We start from the raw sequence: 19,659 nt of genomic DNA on the forward strand, positions 1-19,659 counted from the left end.
GTCGAAGAGCGACGCCGATCAGCCGGAGCCGACGAACGCCACAAGGAGCAGCCACACCACCGGAGCCGTCGGCAGCAGCGAGTCGAGGCGGTCCATGATGCCGCCGTGGCCCGGCAGCAGTGTGCCCATGTCCTTGATGCCGAGGTCCCGCTTGATCATCGACTCGCCGAGGTCGCCGAGCGTCGCGCTCGCCGCCACCGCCAGGCCGATCACCAGGCCCTGCCACCAGGTCCCGTCGTCGATCAGGAAGTGCATGCACAGCGCGCCCGCCCCCATCGCGAAGGTCACCGCGCCGAGCAGGCCCTCGCGGGTCTTGCCGGGACTGATGCGCGGAGCGAGCTTGTGCTTGCCGAAGCGCCAGCCGATCGCGTACGCCCCGGTGTCGCTGACCACCGTGAGCACCAGGAACGTCAGCACCCGCTGCGGGCCGTCGTCCGCGGTCAGCATCAGCGCGACGAACGTCGCGAGGAACGGGACGTAGAAGGCCGCGAACACACCGGCCGTGACGTCCTTCAGATAGCCCTCGGGCGGCTCGGTCATACGCCAGACGAGTACCGCGAGGGCCGTCAGCGCCATCGCCACCCAGGCGCCCTCGGCCCCGCGGACGTACCCGGCGACAACCATCGCGGCGCCGCCCACCGCGAGCGGTACGAGCGGCGCCTTGATGCCCTTGCGCTCTTCGAGGCGTGAGGTCAGCTCCCAGAGGCCGACCACCACGGCGACCGCTATGACGCCGACGAAGACGGCCTTGACGATGAACAGAGAGGCGACGATGACCACGCCGAGGCCCACGCCGACACCTATGGCCGCCCCGAGGTCACGGCCCGCGCTCTTCTTCTTCGGCGGGGCGGGGGCGGGCTGTGCTGCGCCGGTCATGGGCTCCTGCGGCTTCTGCGCGGGGTGCGCTGAGGGCGCGGGCGGCATCCCGTCACGGAACAGGGGGCCGCTCGGCTGAGCAGCCCCCCGGTCGTCGTCCTGGTGTCCGCCGCTCGCGGCTACGTCGGGAACGATGGGCATGGGCTGAGTCTCCGAAGGAGTCAGTGCATCCTGCGCATCGTATGCGGGACCCGCCGGGGCAGCACCCTGGACCGGTCCCTGGTCGGGCGCCCCCCAGTACCCGGCTCTGGACGGCGCCCCCCAGGAAGTGTCGTTCACGGACTTCGAATTCCTCAGATTCCTCAGACCTGGATCGGACGTCGAGTCGGACTCGATCAGACCTCGAGCAGCTCGGATTCCTTGTGCTTGAGAAGCTCGTCCACCTGAGCGACGTACTTCGAGGTGAGGTCGTCGAGTTCCTTCTCGGCGCGACGGCCCTCGTCCTCGCCGATGTCGCCGTCCTTGATGGCCTTGTCGAAGGTGTCCTTGGCCTTGCGGCGCACGGAGCGGATCGACACCTTCGAGTCCTCGGCCTTGCCCTTGGCGACCTTGATGTAGTCGCGGCGGCGCTCCTCGGTGAGCTCGGGGAACGTCACTCGGATGATGTTTCCGTCGTTGCTCGGGTTGACGCCGAGGTCCGAGTCGCGGATCGCCTGCTCGATGTTGCGCAGGGCGGTCTTGTCGAACGGGGTCACCACGGCCATGCGCGGCTCGGGCACCGAGAACGAGGCCAGCTGGTTGATCGGCGTCAGCGCGCCGTAGTAGTCGGCCACGATCTTGTTGAACATCGCCGGGTGGGCACGGCCCGTACGGATCGCGGCGAAGTCCTCCTTGGCGACCACGACGGCCTTCTCCATCTTCTCCTCGGCCTCGAGGAGGGTCTCTTCGATCACCACTTGCTCCTGCGTGTCTTGAGTAGGCCCGGCTTCCAAGGATCGGCCGGCTGCGTCGCGTCTCTTTCCTGCACGGTGTCCGACCGGCAGGGCTTTGTCCATCCCCTCGAGGGGGTCGTCCATCCCGTCGGGGGACGGACGTGGCTCAGGTCCGGGAGTCCTGGTCGCCCACGAGGGTGCCGATCTTCTCACCCTTGACGGCCCGCGCGATATTGCCCTCGGCGAGCAGTTCGAAGACGAGGATGGGCAGCTTGTTGTCCCGGCACAGCGTGACCGCCGTGGCGTCGGCGACCTTCAGGTCACGGGTGATGACCTCGCCGTACCCGAGGGCGTCGAACTTCACCGCGTCGGGGTTGGTCTTGGGGTCGGAGTCGTAGACACCGTCGACACCGTTCTTGCCCATGAGCAGGGCTTCGGCGTCGATCTCCAGCGCCCGCTGGGCGGCCGTGGTGTCGGTGGAGAAGTACGGCATGCCCATGCCCGCGCCGAAGATGACGACGCGGCCCTTCTCCAGGTGGCGCACGGCGCGCAGCGGGATGTACGGCTCGGCGACCTGCCCCATGGTGATCGCGGTCTGCACGCGGCAGTCGATGCCTTCCTTCTCCAGGAAGTCCTGGAGGGCCAGGCAGTTCATGACCGTGCCGAGCATGCCCATGTAGTCGGAGCGGGCCCGGTCCATGCCGCGCTGCTGGAGTTCGGCGCCGCGGAAGAAGTTGCCGCCGCCGATGACGACGGCGATCTGCGCGCCGTCCCGTACGACGGCCGCGATCTCACGGGCGATCTTGTGCACCACATCGGGGTCGACGCCGAGTCCGCCGCCTCCGGCGAACGCCTCGCCGGACAGCTTCAGCAGGAAGCGCCCGGCTACTTTGCCGTCGTCACTCTTGGTGTCGGCCTTGGTCATGGAGTTCTCCTTGTGGTGCACATACGAAGAGGCCATTGCCGGTGGGGTGGTGTACATCCCATCTGCGGCAATGGCCTCCTCGTCAGATCTTGCGGTCGTCCGTCGCGTGCGAAGGCCGGTTGCTCCCGATGCCTTCGCGTACGGCGTCACTCCCGTCGCGTACGCCGCCGCGCACGCGGGCGACCGCGGTAGACCCTAGCGGGGTCCGCCGCCGATCGTGGTTCGGACTCAGATGCCGACCTTGATGCGCGAGAAGCGCTTCAGGGTGACACCGGCCTCGGCCAGGACCTTCTCGACCGACTTCTTGTTGTCGAGGGCGTAGGGCTGCCCCAGGAGGGTGGCCTCCTTGAAGAAGCCGTTGACGCGACCCTCGACGATCTTCGGGAGCGCGGCCTCCGGCTTGCCCTCGGCGCGGGTGGTCTCCTCGGCGACGCGACGCTCGGCCTCGACGACCTCGGCCGGGACGTCCTCACGGGAGAGGTACTTCGGCGCGAAGGCGGCGATGTGCTGGGCGACGCCCTTGGCGGTCTCGGCGTCGGCCTTGTCCAGCTCGACCAGGACACCGATCTGCGGGGGCAGGTCGGGCATGGTGCGGTGCATGTACGCGAAGACGAAGCCGTCGCTGAACTGCGCGAAGCGGTCCAGGACGATCTTCTCGCCGAGGTTGGCGTTGGCCTCGTCGACGTACGCCTGGACCGTCTTGCCGGGCTCGATCTCGGACGCGAGCAGCGCCTCGATGTCGGCCGGGGAGGTCTTGGCGACGTGGGCGGCGAGGTTGTTCGCCACGGCCTGGAACTTCTCGCCCTTGGCGACGAAGTCCGTCTCGCACTTGAGCTCGACGATGACGCCGGTGGAGTTGTCGTCAGCGATGAGGGAGACCACGGCGCCGTTCTCGGCGGAGCGGCCCTCGCGCTTGGCGACGCCCTTCTGGCCCTTGATGCGCAGGGCCTCGACGGCCTTGTCGACGTTGCCGTCGGCCTCGTCGAGCGCCTTCTTGCAGTCCATCATGCCGGCGCCCGTGAGCTCACGGAGCTTCTTGACGTCAGCGGCGGTGTAGTTCGCCATGATTCTCGGAAGTCTTTCTCGAAGTCGAAGATCTACGGGTGAACGGCGGGGGCCGCGCTCGTCGCACGGACCCCCGCCGTCAGCAGCCGATGCTCAGCAGCCACCGCTGCTCGCGGCCGGTGTGGCCGCGCGGTCGAGCGGCCGGCGCCGAAGTCAGGCCTGCTCGGCCTCGGCCGGCTTCTCGTCGGCCTTCGGGGCCTCGACGGCCTCCGCGGCGTCAGCCTTCGGCGCCTCGTCGGCCTTGGGGGCCTCGGCGTCGTCGGCCTTCTTCTCGCCCTCGAGCAGGTCGCGCTCCCACTCGGCCAGCGGCTCGCCCTGGGCCTTCTCGCCCGGCTTCGAGTCACCGGTGGCGACGCCGGAACGGGCGATGAGGCCCTCGGCGACGGCGTCGGCGATCACGCGGGTGAGCAGGGTGACGGAGCGGATCGCGTCGTCGTTGCCCGGGATCTTGTAGTCGACCTCGTCGGGGTCGCAGTTGGTGTCGAGGATGGCGACGACCGGGATGTTGAGCTTCCGGGCCTCACCGACCGCGATGTGCTCCTTCTTGGTGTCCACGATCCAGACGGCGCTGGGCACCTTCTGCATCTCGCGGATACCACCGAGGGTCTTCTCCAGCTTGGCCTTCTCGCGCGAGAGCACGAGAAGCTCCTTCTTGGTGAGACCCGACGCGGCGACGTCCTCGAAGTCGATCTGCTCGAGCTCCTTGAGGCGCTGCAGACGCTTGTAGACGGTCGAGAAGTTGGTGAGCATGCCGCCCAGCCAGCGCTGGTTGACGTAGGGCATGCCGACGCGGGTGGCCTGCTCGGCGATGGCCTCCTGCGCCTGCTTCTTCGTGCCGACGAACATGACCGTGCCGCCGTGGGCGACGGTCTCCTTGACGAACTCGTAGGCGCGGTCGATGTACGACAGCGACTGGAGAAGGTCGATGATGTAGATGCCGTTGCGCTCCGTGAAGATGAAGCGCTTCATCTTCGGGTTCCAACGGCGGGTCTGGTGACCGAAGTGGACGCCGCTTTCCAGCAGCTCCCGCATCGTGACGACGGCCATGGCCGTACTCCTTGGTGTTCTCGGTTGTGTCCTGACGCCCGGCGCGCGCCGTGCCACGTACTCGCGTACGGGACCGAAAGGCGCTGACACCGTCGGCTGCGAGAGCCTGATGTCGGGGCGTGCGAAGTCGACCCGGTGACCCGGATCGCCACATGAAGTGTACGGGACCCGCGAGGCCGCGGGTGACGCCGCTGTCCACAACCGGCTGGTAGTCCACAGTTCCCGGCCATGATCCCTGCGGATCGGCCCGGGACGGGACCGTTCTCGTATGACGTGTGAACGACTGCCCCGACTGCGGGGCGTGACGAGTGCGGCGGTGTGGGTGACGGCGCTCCTGGTCCTTGCCTGCTCGTCCGTGGGGGCGGCGGGGGCGGGGGCGGGGTCGCCGGAGCGGTGGGCCGGGGCCCTGGCCTCGGGTCCCGAGCCGCCGCCGGGGGCGGGCCGGGAGCGAGTTCCGGTCGTGGGCCGCGACTGGCCGGTGGGGGTGCGTCCGTTGGTGGTACGGGGGTGGGAACCGCCGGCGTCGGAGTACGGGCCGGGGCACCGGGGGGTGGACCTGGCCGCGGCGCCGGGCTCCGCGGTCCGCGCGGTGGCCCCGGGGCGGGTGTCCTTCGCGGGCCGGGTGGGCGGCCGCGGGGTGGTCTCCGTGGAACTGTCGGGCACGGGCGCCCCGCCCCTGCGCACGACCTACGAGCCGGTGCGGGCCACGGTGCGGAAGGGCACGAGGGTCACCCCGGGCGAGATCCTGGGCACGGTCGAACCCGCCGCCCGCTTCCACTGCCCGACGGCCTGCGTCCACTGGGGCCTACTGAGGGAGGACACCTACCTGAACCCCTTGAGCCTGCTCCCGCCCTGGCTCCTGGGCCGGGCCCCGTCCCGCCTGCTCCCCCTGGCGGCGTAGCAACCGCGGCCAGTCGCACAGCCGGATTCCGGCGCTGTTTCCGGCGCTGTTTCCGGCACTGGGCAGTCGCACCGCCGAACGCCGCCGCTGCGGTCACCGCTGTGGGCATCATGCCGCAGGGTGGTGGGGGCGCCCCCTCTGCTCAAGCTAAGCCGAAAGCTTGGGGGAGGGTGGGCACAGCCGGAGGGTGGGCACAGCCCATGGTGCCGGGTGCGCTGAACGTCCACGCCCACCGAAGGCCCCCTGCCCCAGCCCCAGCCCCAGCCCCGGGCCCCCGGCCAGACACCTCAGCCGCGCACGCCCCGCAAGGCCATGGCCACAGCCGCCTCAGTAATGGCAGCGGGCTCCTCGGCCACACCGAGCTCGATCCGCCGCACCGCGGCATCCACGATCCCCTGAAGGAGCATCGCGGCCATCCTGGGCTCCGCGTGCCCCAGCGCCGCGAGTGCCTCCACGATCATGGCGACGAGCCCTCCGTGCGCGGCCCGGATCTTCTCCCGCGCCCCGGCGTCCAGCTCACTCGCCGAGATCGCCACCACGGCCCGGTGCCTCCGGTCCCCGACCAGCGCGAGCTGGCGCCGCACATAGGCCTCGACCTGCGCCTCGGGCGAGTCGGCCGCCTCCATGGCCGCCGAGACCTCCGCCGCCCAGACGGGGAAGTCGACCTCGCAGAGCTCTTCGACGACGGCGGCGCGCGAGCGGAAGTACTCGTAGACGGACGAGCGCGCGAGGCCCGTGCGCTCGGCGAGCGCCGGGAACGTCAGCGCCTCCGTACCGCCTTCGGACAGCAGGGATCGCGCGGCGTCCAGCAGGGCGCCTCGCTGCATCGACCGGTGCTCGGCCACAGAGGCCGCTCGAATCCTTGGCACGCCTCCACTTTACGGACGCGACGCCCGCCACGGGAGCCCGCCAGGCAGCCATTCCTCCTGGCAGCGACGGCGCGGGTGCGCGGGCAGGGCACGGGCAGCGCGCAGGCCGGGCACCGGCAGGGCTCAGGCAGGCGCGGGCAGGGCGTGGGCAGGGCACAGGCGGGGCCGCAGGCGGGACCCAGACAGGCGCGGGCATGCACGGGCAGGCACGCGCACGCGCAGACAGGCGCGGGCAGGGACGATTCAGCGCCCTCACCGCCGCCCTCACCGACCAAAACTGGCCAGCTTCGCCCGCAGCTGGAGCACCGACTTCGTGTGGATCTGGCTGACCCTGCTCTCCGTCACGCCGAGCACGTTGCCGATCTCGGCGAGCGTGAGCCCTTCGTAGTAGTACAGCGTCACGACGGTCTTCTCCCGCTCGGGCAGCGTGTTGATCGCCCGCGCGAGGAGCCGTCGCAGCTCGCGGTCCTCGGCGACCTCGACGGGGTTGTCGGCGGCGGTGTCCTCCAGCGTGTCCATCAGGCTCAGCCGGTCACCCTCGCCGCCGACGTGCAGCAGCTCCTCCAGGGCGACGACGTTGGCCAGCGACAACTGGCTGAAGACCGCGTGCAGTTCCTCCACCTGGATGCCCATCTCGGCGGCGACCTCGCCCTCGGACGGGGTGCGCCGCAGCCGCGCCTCCAGCGTGGCGTAGGCCCGCTCCACGTTGCGCGCCTTCTGCCGCACCGACCGGGGGATCCAGTCGAGCGCCCGCAGCTCGTCGATCATCGCGCCCCGGATCCGCGTGATCGCGTACGTCTCGAACTTGATCGACCGGTCGATGTCGAACTTCTCGATCGCGTCGATGAGCCCGAAGACCCCCGACGACACGAAGTCCGCCTGCTCGACGTTGGGCGGCAGACCGACGCTCACGCGGCCCGCGACGTACTTCACGAGCGGCGAGTAGTGCAGGATCAGCTGCTCACGCAGCCGCCCGTCACCCGTCGTCTTGTACGACCGCCACAGCTCGTCCAGCGACGTGGGAGCGGGTGGCCGCTCCCGCTCGCCGCTTCGGGCGGCTGGGGGGACTGCCGCCCGGTCGGACCCTGACGTGTGCTGGGGCATGCGTCGCCTTGAGCCGTTCTGCCGTGAACTGGAAAGGTTGCCGAAATTTGTGCCGTTGCGGTTTTGCGTGAAGTGAATGAGGTTGTCCGTCTGATTGCCTGCCTGCACCGGATTCGTCGTGAGCGTAGCGTGACTGAAGTGTCGCAGTGAGCGAAGAGTATGGGATCGCACGTACGCAGATACGTTCCGCTTGACTCCCCCAGGGATCACGCCCGTCGCGCTCCGTGACCGGACGAACCCACCAACTGCTTGATTTCCCAAGGTCGTCGAGGGTTCATCCGTCCGGCGCAACACGCACCGTCACACCCCGCCCCCTTCCGGAAAGACCGACAGAACCGCCTGGCGTGTCAACTGCCAGCCGTCGCCGTGTCGTTCGACGAACCCGAGCGAGCGAAGTTCGTACAGCCGGACGACCGCGTCGTCCGCACTGGTGCCCGCTTCTCGCGCGACCTCCCGGACCCCGGCGCTCCCCCGCGCCGGCAGCGCGGCGAGGACCCGGGCCGCCCCGGGGGCGAGCAGATCGCGCGGCACCACGGGACCGCGCCGCCGGGGCGCGAGGTCGCCCATGTCCCCGACCTGCTCCACGACTTCGGCGGCGTCCCCCACCAGCACCGCGTCCCCGCGCAGGAAATCGTGCACCCCCGCCGAGAGGCCGCTGGTGACGGGGCCCGGCACCCCCATGGTGTGCCTCCCGAGGTCCCGCGCGCAGCGTGCCGTGGCCAGCGCGCCGCTGCGGTAGGCCGCCTCCACGACGACCGTGCCCCGGGTGAGTGCCGCGATCACCCTGTTCCTGAGGATGAATCTGCTCGGCGTCGGATGGTCGCCGGGCGGCAACTCCCCCACCACGAGCCCCTGTTCCGCGATCCGCCCGATCAACTGTGCGTGCCCCCGGGGGTAGGGCCGGTCGACCCCGCAGGCGAGGACCGCCACGGTGGCGCCGCCCGCGCCCAGAGCCCCCCGGTGCGCGGCGCCGTCCACGCCGTACGCACCACCGGACACCACAACCCACCCGCGCTCGGCCAGCCCCGCGCCGAGACCTGCCGCCACGTGCGCCCCGTACTCCGTGCAGGCGCGCGCCCCCACGACCGCCACCGACCGCAGCGCCCAGATCCGCAAGGACGGCCGCCCCCGCACCCACAGCCCGACCGGCCGCGCGTCCCCCAGGTCGTCCAACTGAGCGGGCCACTCCGCGTCCCCCGGCATCACGAACCGCGCCCCGGCCGCGGCGGCCGTCTCCAGGTCCCGCTCCGCCCGCACCCGCCGGGCCCGGGCCCGCAGCCCCTCCCACCGCTCGGCACTGACCCCGGGCAGCCTCGCCTCCCGCCCCGCACCCGCCATGCCTGTGCGGGCCCCTCCGCGCCCATCGCGCCCATCGCTCCCAGCTCCGCCGATGCCCTCGCGCTCGGCATGGCTCCCCGCGACCCCGTCTGCTCCAACGGCCCCATCGACCAGGCACCGCAGCACCCCGACAGCCCCCCACTCCCGCAACCACCGCCCACCCACGGCGTCCCCGGGCTCCAGCACCCGGGTCAGTGCGACGCGGGCCAGCCGCTCGTCATCGGGGAGGGCCGGGGGAGCACCGCTCGGCGAGCCGGGGTGGGGCTCGGCCTCACGGGCTGGAGGTCGCTTGCTCGGTGAGTCCGGGTGGGGCTCCCCCGGGCGGGCCGAAGGCGGCTCGTCCGGGGAGCCGGGGTGGGCCCCGTCCGGACGGCCCGGCGGCCTCGGACCCCGCCGGTCCTCGCTCCCCCTCACGGCTGCGCCCCGACCGCCATGGGCACCCCGCGTGGCACTCCTGTCCGCAGTTGCAGCGCCAGCAACACGTCGCCCGCGTCGGGGCGGTCGTGGCCCGCGAGGTCGGCCACGGTCCAGGCCACCCGCAGGACGCGGTCGAGGCCGCGGGCGGTGAGGAAGCCGCGCTCCAGGCTGCGCTCGGCCTCGGCCATGGCGCCGGGGACCGCGTGCCAGCGGCTGCGCAGTTCATGGCCGGGCACGTCGGCGTTGGTGCGCCAGGGGGTGCCCTTGAGGCGGGCGGCCGTGCGCTCCCGGGCGGCGCGCACGCGGTCGGCCACGACCTGGGTGGACTCGCCCCGCGCCCCCTGCGCGGTCAGTTCGGAGCGGGTGACGGGCTCCACGTCGACGCGCAGGTCGACGCGGTCGAGGAGGGGGCCGGAGAGCCTGGCCTGGTAGCGCCGGATGCTGCTCGGTGAGCAGTCGCAGCTGTCGCCGGTTCGGCTGAAGCGGCCGCACGGGCAGGGGTTCGCCGCGAGAAGCATGAGGAAGCGCGAGGGCAGCCGGACCACGCCGGCGCTGCGGGCGATCACGACGTACCCGGACTCGAGGGGTTGGCGGAGCGCGTCCAGGGCGTGGCCGCTGAACTCGGGCGCCTCGTCCAGGAACAACACGCCGCGGTGGGCGAGCGAGACCGCTCCGGGCCGGGCCAGTCCCTTGCCGCCGCCCACGAGCGACTGCATGGTCGCGGAGTGGTGGGGCGCGCAGAACGGCGGGATGTCCACCAACGGCTTGCCGGGCGGCAGCAGGCCCGCGACCGAGTGGACGGCCGTCACCTCCAGGGACTCGGCCCTGGACAGCCGGGGCATGATCGTCGGCATCCGCTCGGCGAGCATGGTCTTGCCCGCGCCCGGCGGTCCCTGCAGGAACGTGTGGTGCCCACCGGCCGCGGCCACCTCGATCGCCGTCCGCGCCGACAGCTGCCCGACCACGTCCGCGAGGTCGTGCCGCTGGTCGTGCTCCGAGGTGCCGACGCCGCTCACCCCGGTCCCAAGCCCCGCTCCGGGCGGGGTCAGGCCCGCCATCAGCGGGTCCGGGCGCCCCGACTCGGCGGGGTCCTCCTCCGGGACGGGCTCGTCGGTGAGGACCGCGATCAGCTGCCGCAGGCTGCGCACCCCGAGGACGGACACCCCGGGCACCAGCGCGGCCTCCGCCGCCGTGCACTCCGGCACGACCACTTGCTCATAGCCCGCCTCCGCCGCCGCGAGGACGGCGGGCAGCACCCCGCGCACCGGGCGCACCCGGCCGTCGAGCCCCAGCTCGCCGATCATCACGATGTCGGCGAGCACGCGGGGGTCGATGCGCTCCGAGGCACCGAGGACGGCACAGGCCACGGCCAGGTCGAAGCCGCTGCCGCCCTTCGGCACGGACGCGGGGCTCAGGCCGACCGTGAGCTTCTTCTGCGGCCACTCGCACGCGGAGTTGACGACCGCGGCCCTGACCCGGTCCCGGCTCTCCGTGAGGCTCTTGTCAGGCAGGCCCACCAGCGTGAACGCCGCGACGCCCGGCTCCAGGTCGGCCTGCACCTCGACGACGACGCCCTCGACACCGACCAGGGCCACCGAGCAGGTGCGTGCGAATCCCATCAGGCCACCCCCCGCGCGTGCTCGACCACGGGGGCGCCGCGCTCGGGCACGACGACGCCCACCAGGTCGATGCGCACGCCGCCCGGTGGCGCGCCGCCGTGTTCCTGGAGCCAGCGCTCGGCCAGTCCGCGCAGTCGCTGGGCCTTGGCAGGCGTCACCGCCGCCATCGGGTGCTGGAAGGACACCTCTCTGCGGGTCTTCACCTCGCAGACGACCACGGCGTCGCCGTCGCGGGCGACGATGTCGATCTCGCCCGTCCTGCCGTCGCGCCAGTTGCGGTCAAGGACCGTCATCCCGGCCTCGGCCAGCCGCCGTGCGGCCAGCTCTTCGCCGTACTTGCCGAGTGCGCCTCGTGCGTTCATGTCGGCACCACCTCCGACACCCACGGTCACGCGGCGGGCCCGCACTATTGGATCTTGGTGCGTTACTGACGGGTTGTGGAGAACTCCGTCACCCGTCCGTGTCGGAGGAGGGCGCTCAGCCGCCCGGCAGCTCGAGGTCGCTCTTGTTGAGTTCCTCGATGTTCACGTCCTTGAACGTGAGCACCCGGACCTGCTTGACGAACCGCGCCGGTCGGTACATGTCCCACACCCAGGCGTCCGCCATCGACACCTCGAAGAACACCTCGCCCTGGACCGAGTGCACCTGCATCTCGTAGTCGTTCGTGAGGTAGAAGCGCCGCTCGGTCTCGATCACGTATTTGAACAGCCCGACGACGTCTCGGTACTCCCGGTAGAGCTTCAGCTCCATCTCGGTCTCGTACTTCTCGAGGTCCTCGGCGCTCATGGCATGTTCCCCTTCAGCCGTGCGTCCCCCTATTGTGCGCCAGCCCCGGGAGGCCCTACACGATTTCCGTGTCCAAGGTCTCGGGCGTGCTCGGAGGACCCTCGTCGAGCAGCTTGCGCAGCAACTCGGCGAGCCTGGTCGGATACACCGTCTCATGGGCCCGGGTCAGTTCCTGGCACGTCCACCAGCGCGCTCCGGCGACGCTGCGCCGCTCAAGATCGGTCAGGCCCTCCGCACGCGTCGCCGTCTGCGCGGTTCGCGCCAGGTAGTACCACTCGTCCTGGTCCCAGCGCCGTCCCGCGAAGGGGAAGGAGCACACCCGCCGCCACAGCACGGGGCCGAGTTCGACATCTGTGATTCCGGTCTCCTCGGCGAGCTCGCGCAGCGCGGCCTCCTCGCGCGTCTCGTCGCCCTCCAGGCCGCCGCCCGGTGTGAACCACCAGTCGTCGGCCCTGTCGCCCGGCTCGTGCCCGTGCAGCAGCAGGATCCGGTCCTGTGGGTCGAGCAGCACGACCCGCGCCACCTTGCGCAGCGGCCGTCCCGCCACCGCCTCGGCGCCGATCGCCCCCGCCACGTCCTCAGCCGACACCAGCGGCCTCCGCAGTCCCACCGGTCCCACCAGAGCCGCCGGACCCACCGGACCCACCGGACCCACCAGCCCCTCCAGTGCCCCGTTCACGCCGCCCCCGCCGCGCCCTCTTGGCGATCGGCCCGTACGCGGCCCCGCCGAGGACGAGCACCGCGCCCACCACCACCGAGGTGAGGATCAGCCGCAGCGGCCCCGGCTCGGACGTACCGCCGCCCGGCAGGCCGTCGAAGCCGCCGGCGCGGTCGAGCATGCCGTCCAGGGGCCAGGCGACGGCGTCGACGCGGGCCTTCACCGCGCTGCGCGGCACGGAGCCCTTGGCGGCGTCCTCCAGGTGCGCGGTGGAGTCCAGCGAGCCGCTGCGCTCGTCGCCGAGCAGGAACAGATGGCCCTTGGGCACGGTGGTCGCCGGGATTCCGGTCGCCGCGGCCCCCGTTCCCTTGGGGAGATACGGTTCGTCGATCTGCTTGCCGTTGACCGTCAGTTTGCCGTCCGTGCAGCAGGCGATCCGGTCGCCGCCGACGCCGACGACCCGCTTGACCATCGGCAGATCGCCCCACGCCTTCTGTTGGAAGACGACTACGTCACCTCGGTGGACTTCGTCGCCGTCGATGCGCTCCGCGAGGACGCGGTCGCCCGCGCCGATGGTCGGGGTCATCGAGCCGGTCGGGACCGTGTAGGGCTGGTAGACGAAGGCGCCCCAGACGAAGCCGCCGAGGAAGAGGACACAGCCGAGGGCCACGGCGACTCCCGACAGCGTGCTGCCGAGCCGTCCGTGGCCCTCGTCCGTACGACGTGTCGTGCTCATCCCAGTGCTCCCCCGGCTCGGAGACGACCCCGCGGCCCCTCGTACCGCGTATGCGAGCGACGTACGACAACGACGTGCCGCGGCGGTCGGGGGCCGTGGAAGATCGGTGATCTGGGACGGCAGACTACCCGGCGGTACCCCCGCCAGAAACCCTGGTGGCGGGCCCGGAATCGAGGCGCGCGGCCGCGCGCCGACGGCGCCAGAGCACGAGCGGCACGGCGCCCGCGAGGCCGAGGGCGGCCGGGGCCGCACTCAGCGCCTGGCTGATGCCGGGCTGGTCGAAGGTGTCCGGGACCGGCAGCGTGCCCCAGCGGGTGGGGGGCCAGGCGATCACGAAGGCGCGGCCCACGACGTTGTCGACGGGGACGGCGCCGCCGCCGGGCTGGTTCTGGTGGTAGCGGGAGTCCAGGGAGTTCTGCCGGTGGTCACCCATGACCCAGATCTTGCCCTTGGGGACCTTGACCTTGAACTGGCCGCCCTGGTCGTCGACCGTGCAGGGGGTGTTGCCCTCGAAGACGTAGTTCTTCTCGTTCAGCGCCTTGCCGTTGACCTTCACCGGGCCGGTGCCCTTGCACTCGACGGTGTCGCCGCCGACGGCGATGACGCGCTTGATGAGGTCCTTCTCGTCGGCGGACGGCATCAGGCCGATCCAGCCGAGGACCTTCTGCACGGCGTTCGGGTCGGGGGTGGGCTCGCCGTCCAGCCAGTGGCCCGGGTCCTTGAAGACCACGACCTCGCCGCGCTCGGGCTCGGAGCCGAACCACGGCGTCAGCTTGTCGACGAGCACCCGGTCGCCCTGCTGCAGCGTGTTCTGCATCGAGTCCGAGGGGATCGAGAACGCCTGGACCAGGAAGGTCTTGATGACGAGGGCGAGGATCAGCGCGATGCCGATGAGGAGCGGCAGCTCCTTCCAGAAGGACTTGGGCTTCTTGCCCTTCGCCGGCTTGGGCGGCTCCGTGCCCTCGGGGCCGGGGACGCCGGTCTCGCCGGGGGCCGGGGTGTCAGGGCCGGTGCTCATCCCGTCCCCCGCGGGTGCGGGTACCGGTCCCGCGGAGCGCCCGGGCTGCTCCTCGGGCCCCTCGTGTCCGGATCGTGCGCCGACCGCCACATCCCCCACATCCACTCCTCAGTCCGTACCGCCGCCTGCCCCGTATGCGATGCAGGCCCACCACTCCCATAACGAGCGGGAGTTCCGCAGGGGTCGGGAGGCCGGTAATTCCATTGCGATCGCCGGGGGCCACCCTATGCGACGCTCCTGTGGCCGTGGCCGACCCGGAGGGCGCGTCGGGCACGGACGCGTACGCACCGGGTTCGTCCAGCTGACGCCAGTGGCCGAACGGCCAGGCGATGACCAGCGCGCGGCCCACGACCTCATCCTCCGAGACGGTGCCGCTGAACTTTTCGTTCCGGTGGAAGCGTGAGTCGGCGGAGTCCGACCGGTGGTCGCCCATCATGAACAGGCGCCCCTCGGGCACCTTCACCTTGAACTCGAAGAGGGAGGGCTTGTCCCCGGGGAAGAGGTACGGCTCGTCGATCGCCACGCCGTTGACGGTGACTTTGTCGTTCTTGTCACAGCACTGCACGGTGTCGCCGCCGACGCCGACGACCCGCTTGATCAGGTCGCGCTCGCCGTCGGACGGGAGCAGCCCGATGAAGGTCAGGCCCTGTTTGATCTGCTTGATGACGACGGGGTCGTCCTTCTTCTTGCCGCTCTCCTCCTCCATCCAGTTGCCGGGGTCCTTGAAGACGACGACGTCCCCGCGCGCGGGCTTGCTGCCGAACCACGGGGTGAGCTTGTCGACCAGGACACGGTCGCCGATGCGGATCGTCTGCTCCATGGAGCCCGAGGGGATCACGAAGGCCTGCACCAGGAAGGTCTTCAGGACCAGGGCTATCAGCAGGGCGACGACTATGAGGAGCGGTATCTCCTTGATCGCGGAGCGGCGCCTGCGGCGCTTGACCTTCTTCGCGAGCTTGCGGCGCTCGGCCCGGCCGGGCAGGACGGGGGCGCTGGTCGGGCGCGTGCCGGTGGGCAGCCGGGTGTCGGCCGCGTGGGTGGCCTTCGCGCGGCCGCGGTTACCCATGCGCGCCGCCTGGTGCCGGCACGCGCGCGTAGGCGTCGGGGCGCTTCAGGGAGGTCCAGCGGCTGAGCGGCCAGGCGATCCAGTCGGCCCTGCCGATGACCGCGTCGACGGGGACCATGCCGCCGCCGGGAGAGCCCAGGTGGTCGCGGGAGTCGCTGGAGTCGCCGCGGTGGTCGCCGAGCAGGAAGAGGGTGCCGTCGGGCACGACGACGTCGAAGGGCACCTTGGAGGGGGCGTCTCCGGGGAAGAGGTAGGGCTCGTTGACAGGCTCGCCGTTCACCTTGATCCTCCCCCGCTTGTCGCAGCAGACCACGCGGTCCCCGCCGATCCCCGCGACCCGCTTGACGTAGTTGGAGTCTCCGAAGTACCCGCTGCCGTCGAAGACGACGGCGTCTCCGCGCTGGGGGCCGGAACCGAAACGGTACGCCAACTTGTTGACGATGACGCGGTCTCCGGGCTGGAACGCGGGCTGCATGGAGCCACTGGGGATCGCGAACGGCTGCACCACGAAGGTGCTGAGGATCAGCAGGACGATCAGGGTGAGGAGGGCGGACAGGGTGATCCTGCCGCCCGGGAGCCAGTCCATGACGGACGCGAAAACGGAACGCGACCGCTCCTCCGTGCCCTCCGGATCCGGTGCGTCCGCGGGTGCGGGGTCGGACTCGGAGGAGGGGGAGGAGCGGTCGCGCTCCGTGTGCTGTGCTTCGGTGTCCATCGGGGCCAGATGTTATCCGGCCCGGCTTCGGACCCGCGTAAAGCTCGACCCGGTGGGCCGGGCGCGCGATCAGCTCTCGCGCTTCTCCTTGATCTTCGCGGCCTTGCCGCGCAGGTCACGCAGGTAGTACAGCTTGGCGCGACGGACGTCGCCCTTCGTGACGAGCTCGATCTTCTCGACGATCGGGGTGTGCACCGGGAAGGTGCGCTCGACGCCGACGGAGAACGAGACCTTGCGGACCGTGAAGGTCTCGCGGACACCGGCGCCCTGGCGGCGGATGACTACGCCCTTGAACTGCTGCACACGGGAGCGGTTGCCCTCGATGACGCGGACGTGGACGTTGACGGTGTCACCCGGACGGAAGGCCGGGATGTCGCTGCGCAGCGACGCGGAGTCGACGGAGTCGAGCAGGTGAGACATGATCGTCTGCTTTCTTCGCTGATGCCACAGGTCATCAGCGGAACATGGTGATGAGGTTTCGGTAGCTGATCGCGTCGGGCCGGCGTCGTTCCCCCTGTGGCAGGGGCGCAGGCTGGACGTACAGCAGCGGCCTATTCTTCCACGGCCTGGGGGTCTGGCCCAAATCGGCCGTCGGGCCCCGGCCGCCACCCCAGGATCGAGAGCATCTCCCGGTCCTTCTTGTCGAAGACCGAGGGGTCGCAACGCTCGATGAGATCGGGCCTGTTACGGGTGGTGCGCCGCAGCGCCTCGTCCCGGCGCCAGCGGGCGATCTTGCCGTGGTGACCGCTGAGCAGGACGTCCGGAATGCCGTGACCGCGCCACTGCGGGGGCTTGGTGTAGACGGGGCCTTCGAGGAGGTTGGCCATGGCGCCGGGCGCGAAGGAGTCGTCGCGGTGGGACTCGGCGTTGCCGAGGACACCGGGCAGGAGCCGGGCCACGGCCTCCGTGACGACCAGGACGGCAGCCTCTCCGCCCGCGAGGACGTAGTCGCCGATGGAGACCTCGTAGACGGGCATCCGGGTCGCGTACTCGTCGATGACGCGGCGGTCGATGCCCTCGTAGCGCGCGGGCGTGAAGACCAGCCAGGGCCGCTCGGAGAGGTCGACGGCGAGTTCCTGGGTGAAGGGGCGCCCGCTGGGCGTGGGGACGACGAGGACGGGCCCGTGGGCCCCCGCCTCATACCCCTCGGCGAGCACGTCGTCGAGGGCCGCGCCCCAGGGGTCGGTCTTCATGACCATGCCCGGACCGCCGCCGTAGGGGGTGTCGTCGACCGTGTTGTGCCGGTCGTACGTCCACTCCCTGAGGTCGTGCACGTGGACGTCGAGCTGTCCGCGCGCGCGTGCCTTGCCCACGAGGGAGACGTTCAGGGGGTCCAGGTACTCGGGAAAGATCGTGACGACGTCGAGCCGCATTACGCCTGGTCCTCCGGAGCCGCCTCGGCGTCACGCCGGTCCTCCGGAGCCGCCTCCGCCTCCCGCGCGGACGCGATCTCCGCGCGGTCGTCGATGAGCCCGGGCGGCGGGTCGATGATCGCCCGCTGCTCCTCCAGGTCGATCTCGGTGACGATCTGCTCGACGAACGGGATCATCACCTCGCTGCCGTCGGGCCGCTCCACGATGAACAGGTCCTGCGAGGGCAGGTGGGAGATCTCCGTGATCCGGCCGATCTCGACGCCGTCCCGGGTGACCACGTCGAGGTCCATCAGCTGGTGGTCGTAGAACTCCTCCGGGTCCTCCGGGAGCTCCTCGGGGTCGACCTCGGCGATCAGCAGCGTGTTGCGCAGCGCCTCGGCGCCCGAGCGGTCGCGTACGCCCGCGAAGCGCAGGAGCAGCCTGCCGCTGTGCACCCGGCCGGTCTCGATGGTCAGCGGCCCCACCGTGGCGGGGTCGGTGGCGAGCACGGCGCCGGGGCCGAGCCGCAGCTCCGGCTCGTCGGTGCGCACCTCGACGGTGACCTCGCCCTTGATGCCGTGGGCGCGGCCGATCCGCGCGACTACGAGCTGCACTGTGCTGTCTCTCCCTTGCTGAATACGACTGCGGGCCGGGGACGGCCCTTGAGCCCTCCCCGGCCCGAGCCGGTGCTACGTGTGGTTCAGTGAACCTGGTCCACGTCGACGAGGTCGACGCGGACACCGCGGCCGCCGATGGCGCCGACGACGGTGCGCAGGGCGCGTGCGGTGCGGCCGTTGCGGCCGATCACCTTGCCCAGGTCGTCCGGGTGGACCCGGACTTCGAGGACGCGTCCGCGGCGCAGGTTGCGCGAGGCGACCTGCACGTCGTCGGGGTTGTCGACGATGCCCTTCACGAGGTGCTCGAGAGCCTCCTCGAGCATGATCAGGCCTCGGTCGACTCGGCCGCGGACTCGGCCGGGGCCTCGTCCTTCTTCTCGGCCTTCTTCTTCTGGGTGATGGCGTCACCCTTGGGCTCGCCTTCGGCGTCCTTGGCCACGGCCTCGAAGAGGGCGCGGTGGTCGGCCTTGGGCTCCGGCTGCAGCAGCGGAGCGGGGGCCGGCAGGCCCTTGTGCTTCTGCCAGTCGCCGGTGAGCTTCAGGATCGCGAGGACCGGCTCGGTCGGCTGGGCGCCGACGGAAAGCCAGTACTGCGCGCGCTCCGAGTTGACCTCGATGCGCGAGGGGTTCTGCACCGGGTGGTACAGGCCGATCTCCTCGATGGCCCGGCCGTCACGGCGGGTACGGGAGTCGGCGACGACGATGCGGTAGTGAGGCGAACGGATCTTGCCCAGACGCTTCAGCTTGATCTTGACTGCCACGGGAGTGGTGTCTCCTGGTCTTGACGTGGTTGGGCACAACGGGATGCCGCGTGGGGTTGCGGTACTCGAGGTGCCCGATGGACGCGTCAGCCGGAGGAGAGAGGGGTCCTGTGCGACTGTCGAGTACAGCCAGCCATTGTGCCACATGCCACCGGGGCGGCCGAATCGGGCCGACCGCCCCGCACCAGCTCATCGCGGGTGGGCCCGGCTCACCCCGCTCCCGCGCCGACGCCCACCACTTCCGGGATCCGGAAGGGCTTGCCGCAGCCGCCGCACATGATGGGCGCCTGGGCGAGGACGGACGGCACGACGCGGACGTTGCGCCCGCAGTCGCAGACGGCCTTCACCCGCACGCCGCCTCCGGAGGATCCGTGCCGGGCGGCAGGTCCGCGGAAAGTGCGTGAGGTGTCGGCCGTGGTGGCGACCGTGTGCGCGCGCAGGGCGCGCTGCAGCCGCTCGATGGTCGGGCGGTAGCGCTTCTTGGCCTCGGGGTTGAGCGTGACCAGGGAGAAGCCGCTGCTCGGGTGCGGCTCCTCCGGATGGTCCAGGCCCAGCTCCTCGGCGATCGAGAGGAATCTGCGATTGTGGTAGCGGCCCGCGCGTGAGGTGTCGCGTACGCCGCGGGCCGCGGCGATGCCGTGGACTGCCTCGTGCAGCAGTCGTTCGAAGGAGAGCTCGGCGCCACAGGCGGACGAGGACTCTCCGATCAGGGATTCGGGCGCGGCTAGGTCCGGCAGCTCGGAGTGGTGCCGCTGAATGTCGGCCCACGCCTGTGCCAGCTCTGCGGCGAGAACAGGTGGTGTCGTGCTCACGTCGTGACAACGAGCCGGGGTGCCTCCGGGTTCCATTCCGGGGCATCTCAAATAATTTGCACTTACCCGTCAGTTGCCGTTGATGCGTCCGGACGAGGGCGGGTGC

Annotated in this window: 23 protein-coding genes; 1 reads left to right on the plus strand and 22 read right to left on the minus strand. The window is 71.0% G+C overall.

What is annotated here, in order from left to right; translation table 11 throughout:
- Positions 1-18: 18 nt before the first annotated feature.
- The 5 genes from QUY26_RS10260 to rpsB all read right to left on the minus strand — a co-directional run bounded on the left by QUY26_RS10260 (position 19) and on the right by rpsB (position 4,785).
- Entirely contained in the window at positions 19-1,155 is a 1,137-nt protein-coding gene (locus QUY26_RS10260) for a phosphatidate cytidylyltransferase (RefSeq protein WP_289945244.1), read from the minus strand.
- 56 nt (positions 1,156-1,211) lie between these two features.
- Positions 1,212-1,769: a ribosome recycling factor gene (gene frr / locus QUY26_RS10265; protein ID WP_289945246.1), complete on the minus strand. Its 558-nt coding sequence runs from the start codon at positions 1,767-1,769 to the stop codon at positions 1,212-1,214.
- 145 nt (positions 1,770-1,914) lie between these two features.
- Positions 1,915-2,673 (minus strand): UMP kinase, encoded by a 759-nt coding sequence (gene pyrH, locus QUY26_RS10270; RefSeq protein WP_289945248.1) that lies wholly within the window; start codon positions 2,671-2,673, stop codon positions 1,915-1,917.
- Positions 2,674-2,901: 228 nt separating this feature from the next.
- Positions 2,902-3,738: a translation elongation factor Ts gene (gene tsf, locus QUY26_RS10275; RefSeq protein ID WP_289945250.1), complete on the minus strand. Its 837-nt coding sequence runs from the start codon at positions 3,736-3,738 to the stop codon at positions 2,902-2,904.
- 153 nt (positions 3,739-3,891) lie between these two features.
- Entirely contained in the window at positions 3,892-4,785 is an 894-nt protein-coding gene (gene rpsB / locus QUY26_RS10280; protein WP_289945252.1) for a 30S ribosomal protein S2, read from the minus strand.
- Between the two features lie 268 nt (positions 4,786-5,053).
- Here rpsB and QUY26_RS10285 point away from each other — a divergent pair, with 268 nt between their 5' ends.
- Positions 5,054-5,686 carry a M23 family metallopeptidase gene (locus QUY26_RS10285; RefSeq protein ID WP_289945254.1) on the plus strand — a complete coding sequence of 211 codons (633 nt, stop codon included), beginning with the start codon at positions 5,054-5,056 and terminating at the stop codon, positions 5,684-5,686.
- Between the two features lie 287 nt (positions 5,687-5,973).
- Here QUY26_RS10285 and QUY26_RS10290 read toward each other — a convergent pair whose 3' ends face one another.
- The 17 genes from QUY26_RS10290 to QUY26_RS10370 all read right to left on the minus strand — a co-directional run bounded on the left by QUY26_RS10290 (position 5,974) and on the right by QUY26_RS10370 (position 19,553).
- Positions 5,974-6,531 (minus strand): TetR/AcrR family transcriptional regulator, encoded by a 558-nt coding sequence (locus tag QUY26_RS10290; RefSeq protein ID WP_289955636.1) that lies wholly within the window; start codon positions 6,529-6,531, stop codon positions 5,974-5,976.
- 288 nt (positions 6,532-6,819) lie between these two features.
- Positions 6,820-7,659 carry an RNA polymerase sigma factor WhiG gene (gene whiG / locus QUY26_RS10295; protein ID WP_030361989.1) on the minus strand — a complete coding sequence of 280 codons (840 nt, stop codon included), beginning with the start codon at positions 7,657-7,659 and terminating at the stop codon, positions 6,820-6,822.
- 300 nt (positions 7,660-7,959) lie between these two features.
- Positions 7,960-9,207 (minus strand): DNA-processing protein DprA, encoded by a 1,248-nt coding sequence (gene dprA / locus QUY26_RS10300; RefSeq protein WP_289955637.1) that lies wholly within the window; start codon positions 9,205-9,207, stop codon positions 7,960-7,962.
- A 200-nt stretch (positions 9,208-9,407) separates the two neighbouring features.
- Positions 9,408-11,033, minus strand: a complete 1,626-nt coding sequence (locus QUY26_RS10305) for a YifB family Mg chelatase-like AAA ATPase (protein ID WP_289945257.1) — start codon at positions 11,031-11,033, stop codon at positions 9,408-9,410.
- The gene (locus tag QUY26_RS10310; protein WP_289945260.1) at positions 11,033-11,425 is read right to left on the minus strand and encodes a YraN family protein; all 393 of its coding nucleotides are present in this window, start codon (positions 11,423-11,425) and stop codon (positions 11,033-11,035) included. The genes QUY26_RS10305 and QUY26_RS10310 overlap by 1 nt, the downstream gene beginning before the upstream one ends.
- Before the next feature lie 85 nt (positions 11,426-11,510).
- Positions 11,511-11,819, minus strand: a complete 309-nt coding sequence (locus tag QUY26_RS10315) for a DUF2469 domain-containing protein (protein WP_003965949.1) — start codon at positions 11,817-11,819, stop codon at positions 11,511-11,513.
- A 55-nt stretch (positions 11,820-11,874) separates the two neighbouring features.
- Positions 11,875-12,411: an NUDIX hydrolase gene (locus tag QUY26_RS10320; RefSeq protein WP_436840496.1), complete on the minus strand. Its 537-nt coding sequence runs from the start codon at positions 12,409-12,411 to the stop codon at positions 11,875-11,877.
- The gene (gene lepB, locus QUY26_RS10325) at positions 12,398-13,213 is read right to left on the minus strand and encodes a signal peptidase I (protein ID WP_289945262.1); all 816 of its coding nucleotides are present in this window, start codon (positions 13,211-13,213) and stop codon (positions 12,398-12,400) included. Before lepB (QUY26_RS10325) ends, QUY26_RS10320 begins: the two co-directional genes overlap by 14 nt.
- Positions 13,214-13,337: 124 nt before the next feature.
- Positions 13,338-14,330 (minus strand): signal peptidase I, encoded by a 993-nt coding sequence (gene lepB, locus QUY26_RS10330; protein ID WP_289945263.1) that lies wholly within the window; start codon positions 14,328-14,330, stop codon positions 13,338-13,340.
- Complete coding sequence (lepB, locus tag QUY26_RS10335; RefSeq protein ID WP_289945264.1) at positions 14,215-15,297, minus strand: signal peptidase I; 1,083 nt, start codon at positions 15,295-15,297, stop codon at positions 14,215-14,217. The genes lepB (QUY26_RS10330) and lepB (QUY26_RS10335) overlap by 116 nt, the downstream gene beginning before the upstream one ends.
- The gene (lepB, locus tag QUY26_RS10340) at positions 15,290-16,012 is read right to left on the minus strand and encodes a signal peptidase I (protein WP_289945266.1); all 723 of its coding nucleotides are present in this window, start codon (positions 16,010-16,012) and stop codon (positions 15,290-15,292) included. Before lepB (QUY26_RS10340) ends, lepB (QUY26_RS10335) begins: the two co-directional genes overlap by 8 nt.
- A 69-nt stretch (positions 16,013-16,081) precedes the next feature.
- Positions 16,082-16,432, minus strand: a complete 351-nt coding sequence (rplS, locus tag QUY26_RS10345) for a 50S ribosomal protein L19 (protein ID WP_081237419.1) — start codon at positions 16,430-16,432, stop codon at positions 16,082-16,084.
- Between the two features lie 131 nt (positions 16,433-16,563).
- On the minus strand, positions 16,564-17,385 hold the full coding sequence (gene trmD, locus QUY26_RS10350) for a tRNA (guanosine(37)-N1)-methyltransferase TrmD (protein WP_289945270.1): 822 nt from the start codon (positions 17,383-17,385) through the stop codon (positions 16,564-16,566).
- Positions 17,385-17,978, minus strand: a complete 594-nt coding sequence (gene rimM / locus QUY26_RS10355; protein WP_289945272.1) for a ribosome maturation factor RimM — start codon at positions 17,976-17,978, stop codon at positions 17,385-17,387. The genes trmD and rimM overlap by 1 nt, the downstream gene beginning before the upstream one ends.
- Before the next feature lie 86 nt (positions 17,979-18,064).
- Positions 18,065-18,304: an RNA-binding protein gene (locus QUY26_RS10360; RefSeq protein ID WP_030361979.1), complete on the minus strand. Its 240-nt coding sequence runs from the start codon at positions 18,302-18,304 to the stop codon at positions 18,065-18,067.
- Between the two features lie 2 nt (positions 18,305-18,306).
- Positions 18,307-18,741: a 30S ribosomal protein S16 gene (gene rpsP / locus QUY26_RS10365; RefSeq protein WP_289945278.1), complete on the minus strand. Its 435-nt coding sequence runs from the start codon at positions 18,739-18,741 to the stop codon at positions 18,307-18,309.
- 209 nt (positions 18,742-18,950) lie between these two features.
- Positions 18,951-19,553 (minus strand): hypothetical protein, encoded by a 603-nt coding sequence (locus QUY26_RS10370; RefSeq protein ID WP_030361977.1) that lies wholly within the window; start codon positions 19,551-19,553, stop codon positions 18,951-18,953.
- Between the last annotated feature and the right edge of the window lie 106 nt (positions 19,554-19,659).

The organism is Streptomyces flavofungini, from assembly GCF_030388665.1.
GTDB classification, from domain to species: domain Bacteria; phylum Actinomycetota; class Actinomycetes; order Streptomycetales; family Streptomycetaceae; genus Streptomyces; species Streptomyces flavofungini_A.

What these genes read in the sequence shown, in the direction of transcription:
- trmD (WP_289945270.1), bottom strand. Translation starts at nt 17,385, where the DNA reads ATGCGGCTCGACGTCGTCACGATCTTTCCCGAGTACCTGGACCCCCTG.
- lepB (WP_289945266.1), bottom strand. Translation starts at nt 16,012, where the DNA reads ATGGACACCGAAGCACAGCACACGGAGCGCGACCGCTCCTCCCCCTCC.
- whiG (WP_030361989.1), bottom strand. Translation starts at nt 7,659, where the DNA reads ATGCCCCAGCACACGTCAGGGTCCGACCGGGCGGCAGTCCCCCCAGCC.
- tsf (WP_289945250.1), bottom strand. Translation starts at nt 3,738, where the DNA reads ATGGCGAACTACACCGCCGCTGACGTCAAGAAGCTCCGTGAGCTCACG.
- lepB (WP_289945264.1), bottom strand. Translation starts at nt 15,297, where the DNA reads ATGGGTAACCGCGGCCGCGCGAAGGCCACCCACGCGGCCGACACCCGG.
- QUY26_RS10360 (WP_030361979.1), bottom strand. Translation starts at nt 18,304, where the DNA reads ATGCTCGAGGAGGCTCTCGAGCACCTCGTGAAGGGCATCGTCGACAAC.
- QUY26_RS10315 (WP_003965949.1), bottom strand. Translation starts at nt 11,819, where the DNA reads ATGAGCGCCGAGGACCTCGAGAAGTACGAGACCGAGATGGAGCTGAAG.
- QUY26_RS10305 (WP_289945257.1), bottom strand. Translation starts at nt 11,033, where the DNA reads ATGGGATTCGCACGCACCTGCTCGGTGGCCCTGGTCGGTGTCGAGGGC.
- pyrH (WP_289945248.1), bottom strand. Translation starts at nt 2,673, where the DNA reads ATGACCAAGGCCGACACCAAGAGTGACGACGGCAAAGTAGCCGGGCGC.
- rplS (WP_081237419.1), bottom strand. Translation starts at nt 16,432, where the DNA reads ATGTCTCACCTGCTCGACTCCGTCGACTCCGCGTCGCTGCGCAGCGAC.
- rpsB (WP_289945252.1), bottom strand. Translation starts at nt 4,785, where the DNA reads ATGGCCGTCGTCACGATGCGGGAGCTGCTGGAAAGCGGCGTCCACTTC.
- QUY26_RS10285 (WP_289945254.1), top strand. Translation starts at nt 5,054, where the DNA reads ATGACGTGTGAACGACTGCCCCGACTGCGGGGCGTGACGAGTGCGGCG.
- lepB (WP_289945262.1), bottom strand. Translation starts at nt 13,213, where the DNA reads ATGAGCACGACACGTCGTACGGACGAGGGCCACGGACGGCTCGGCAGC.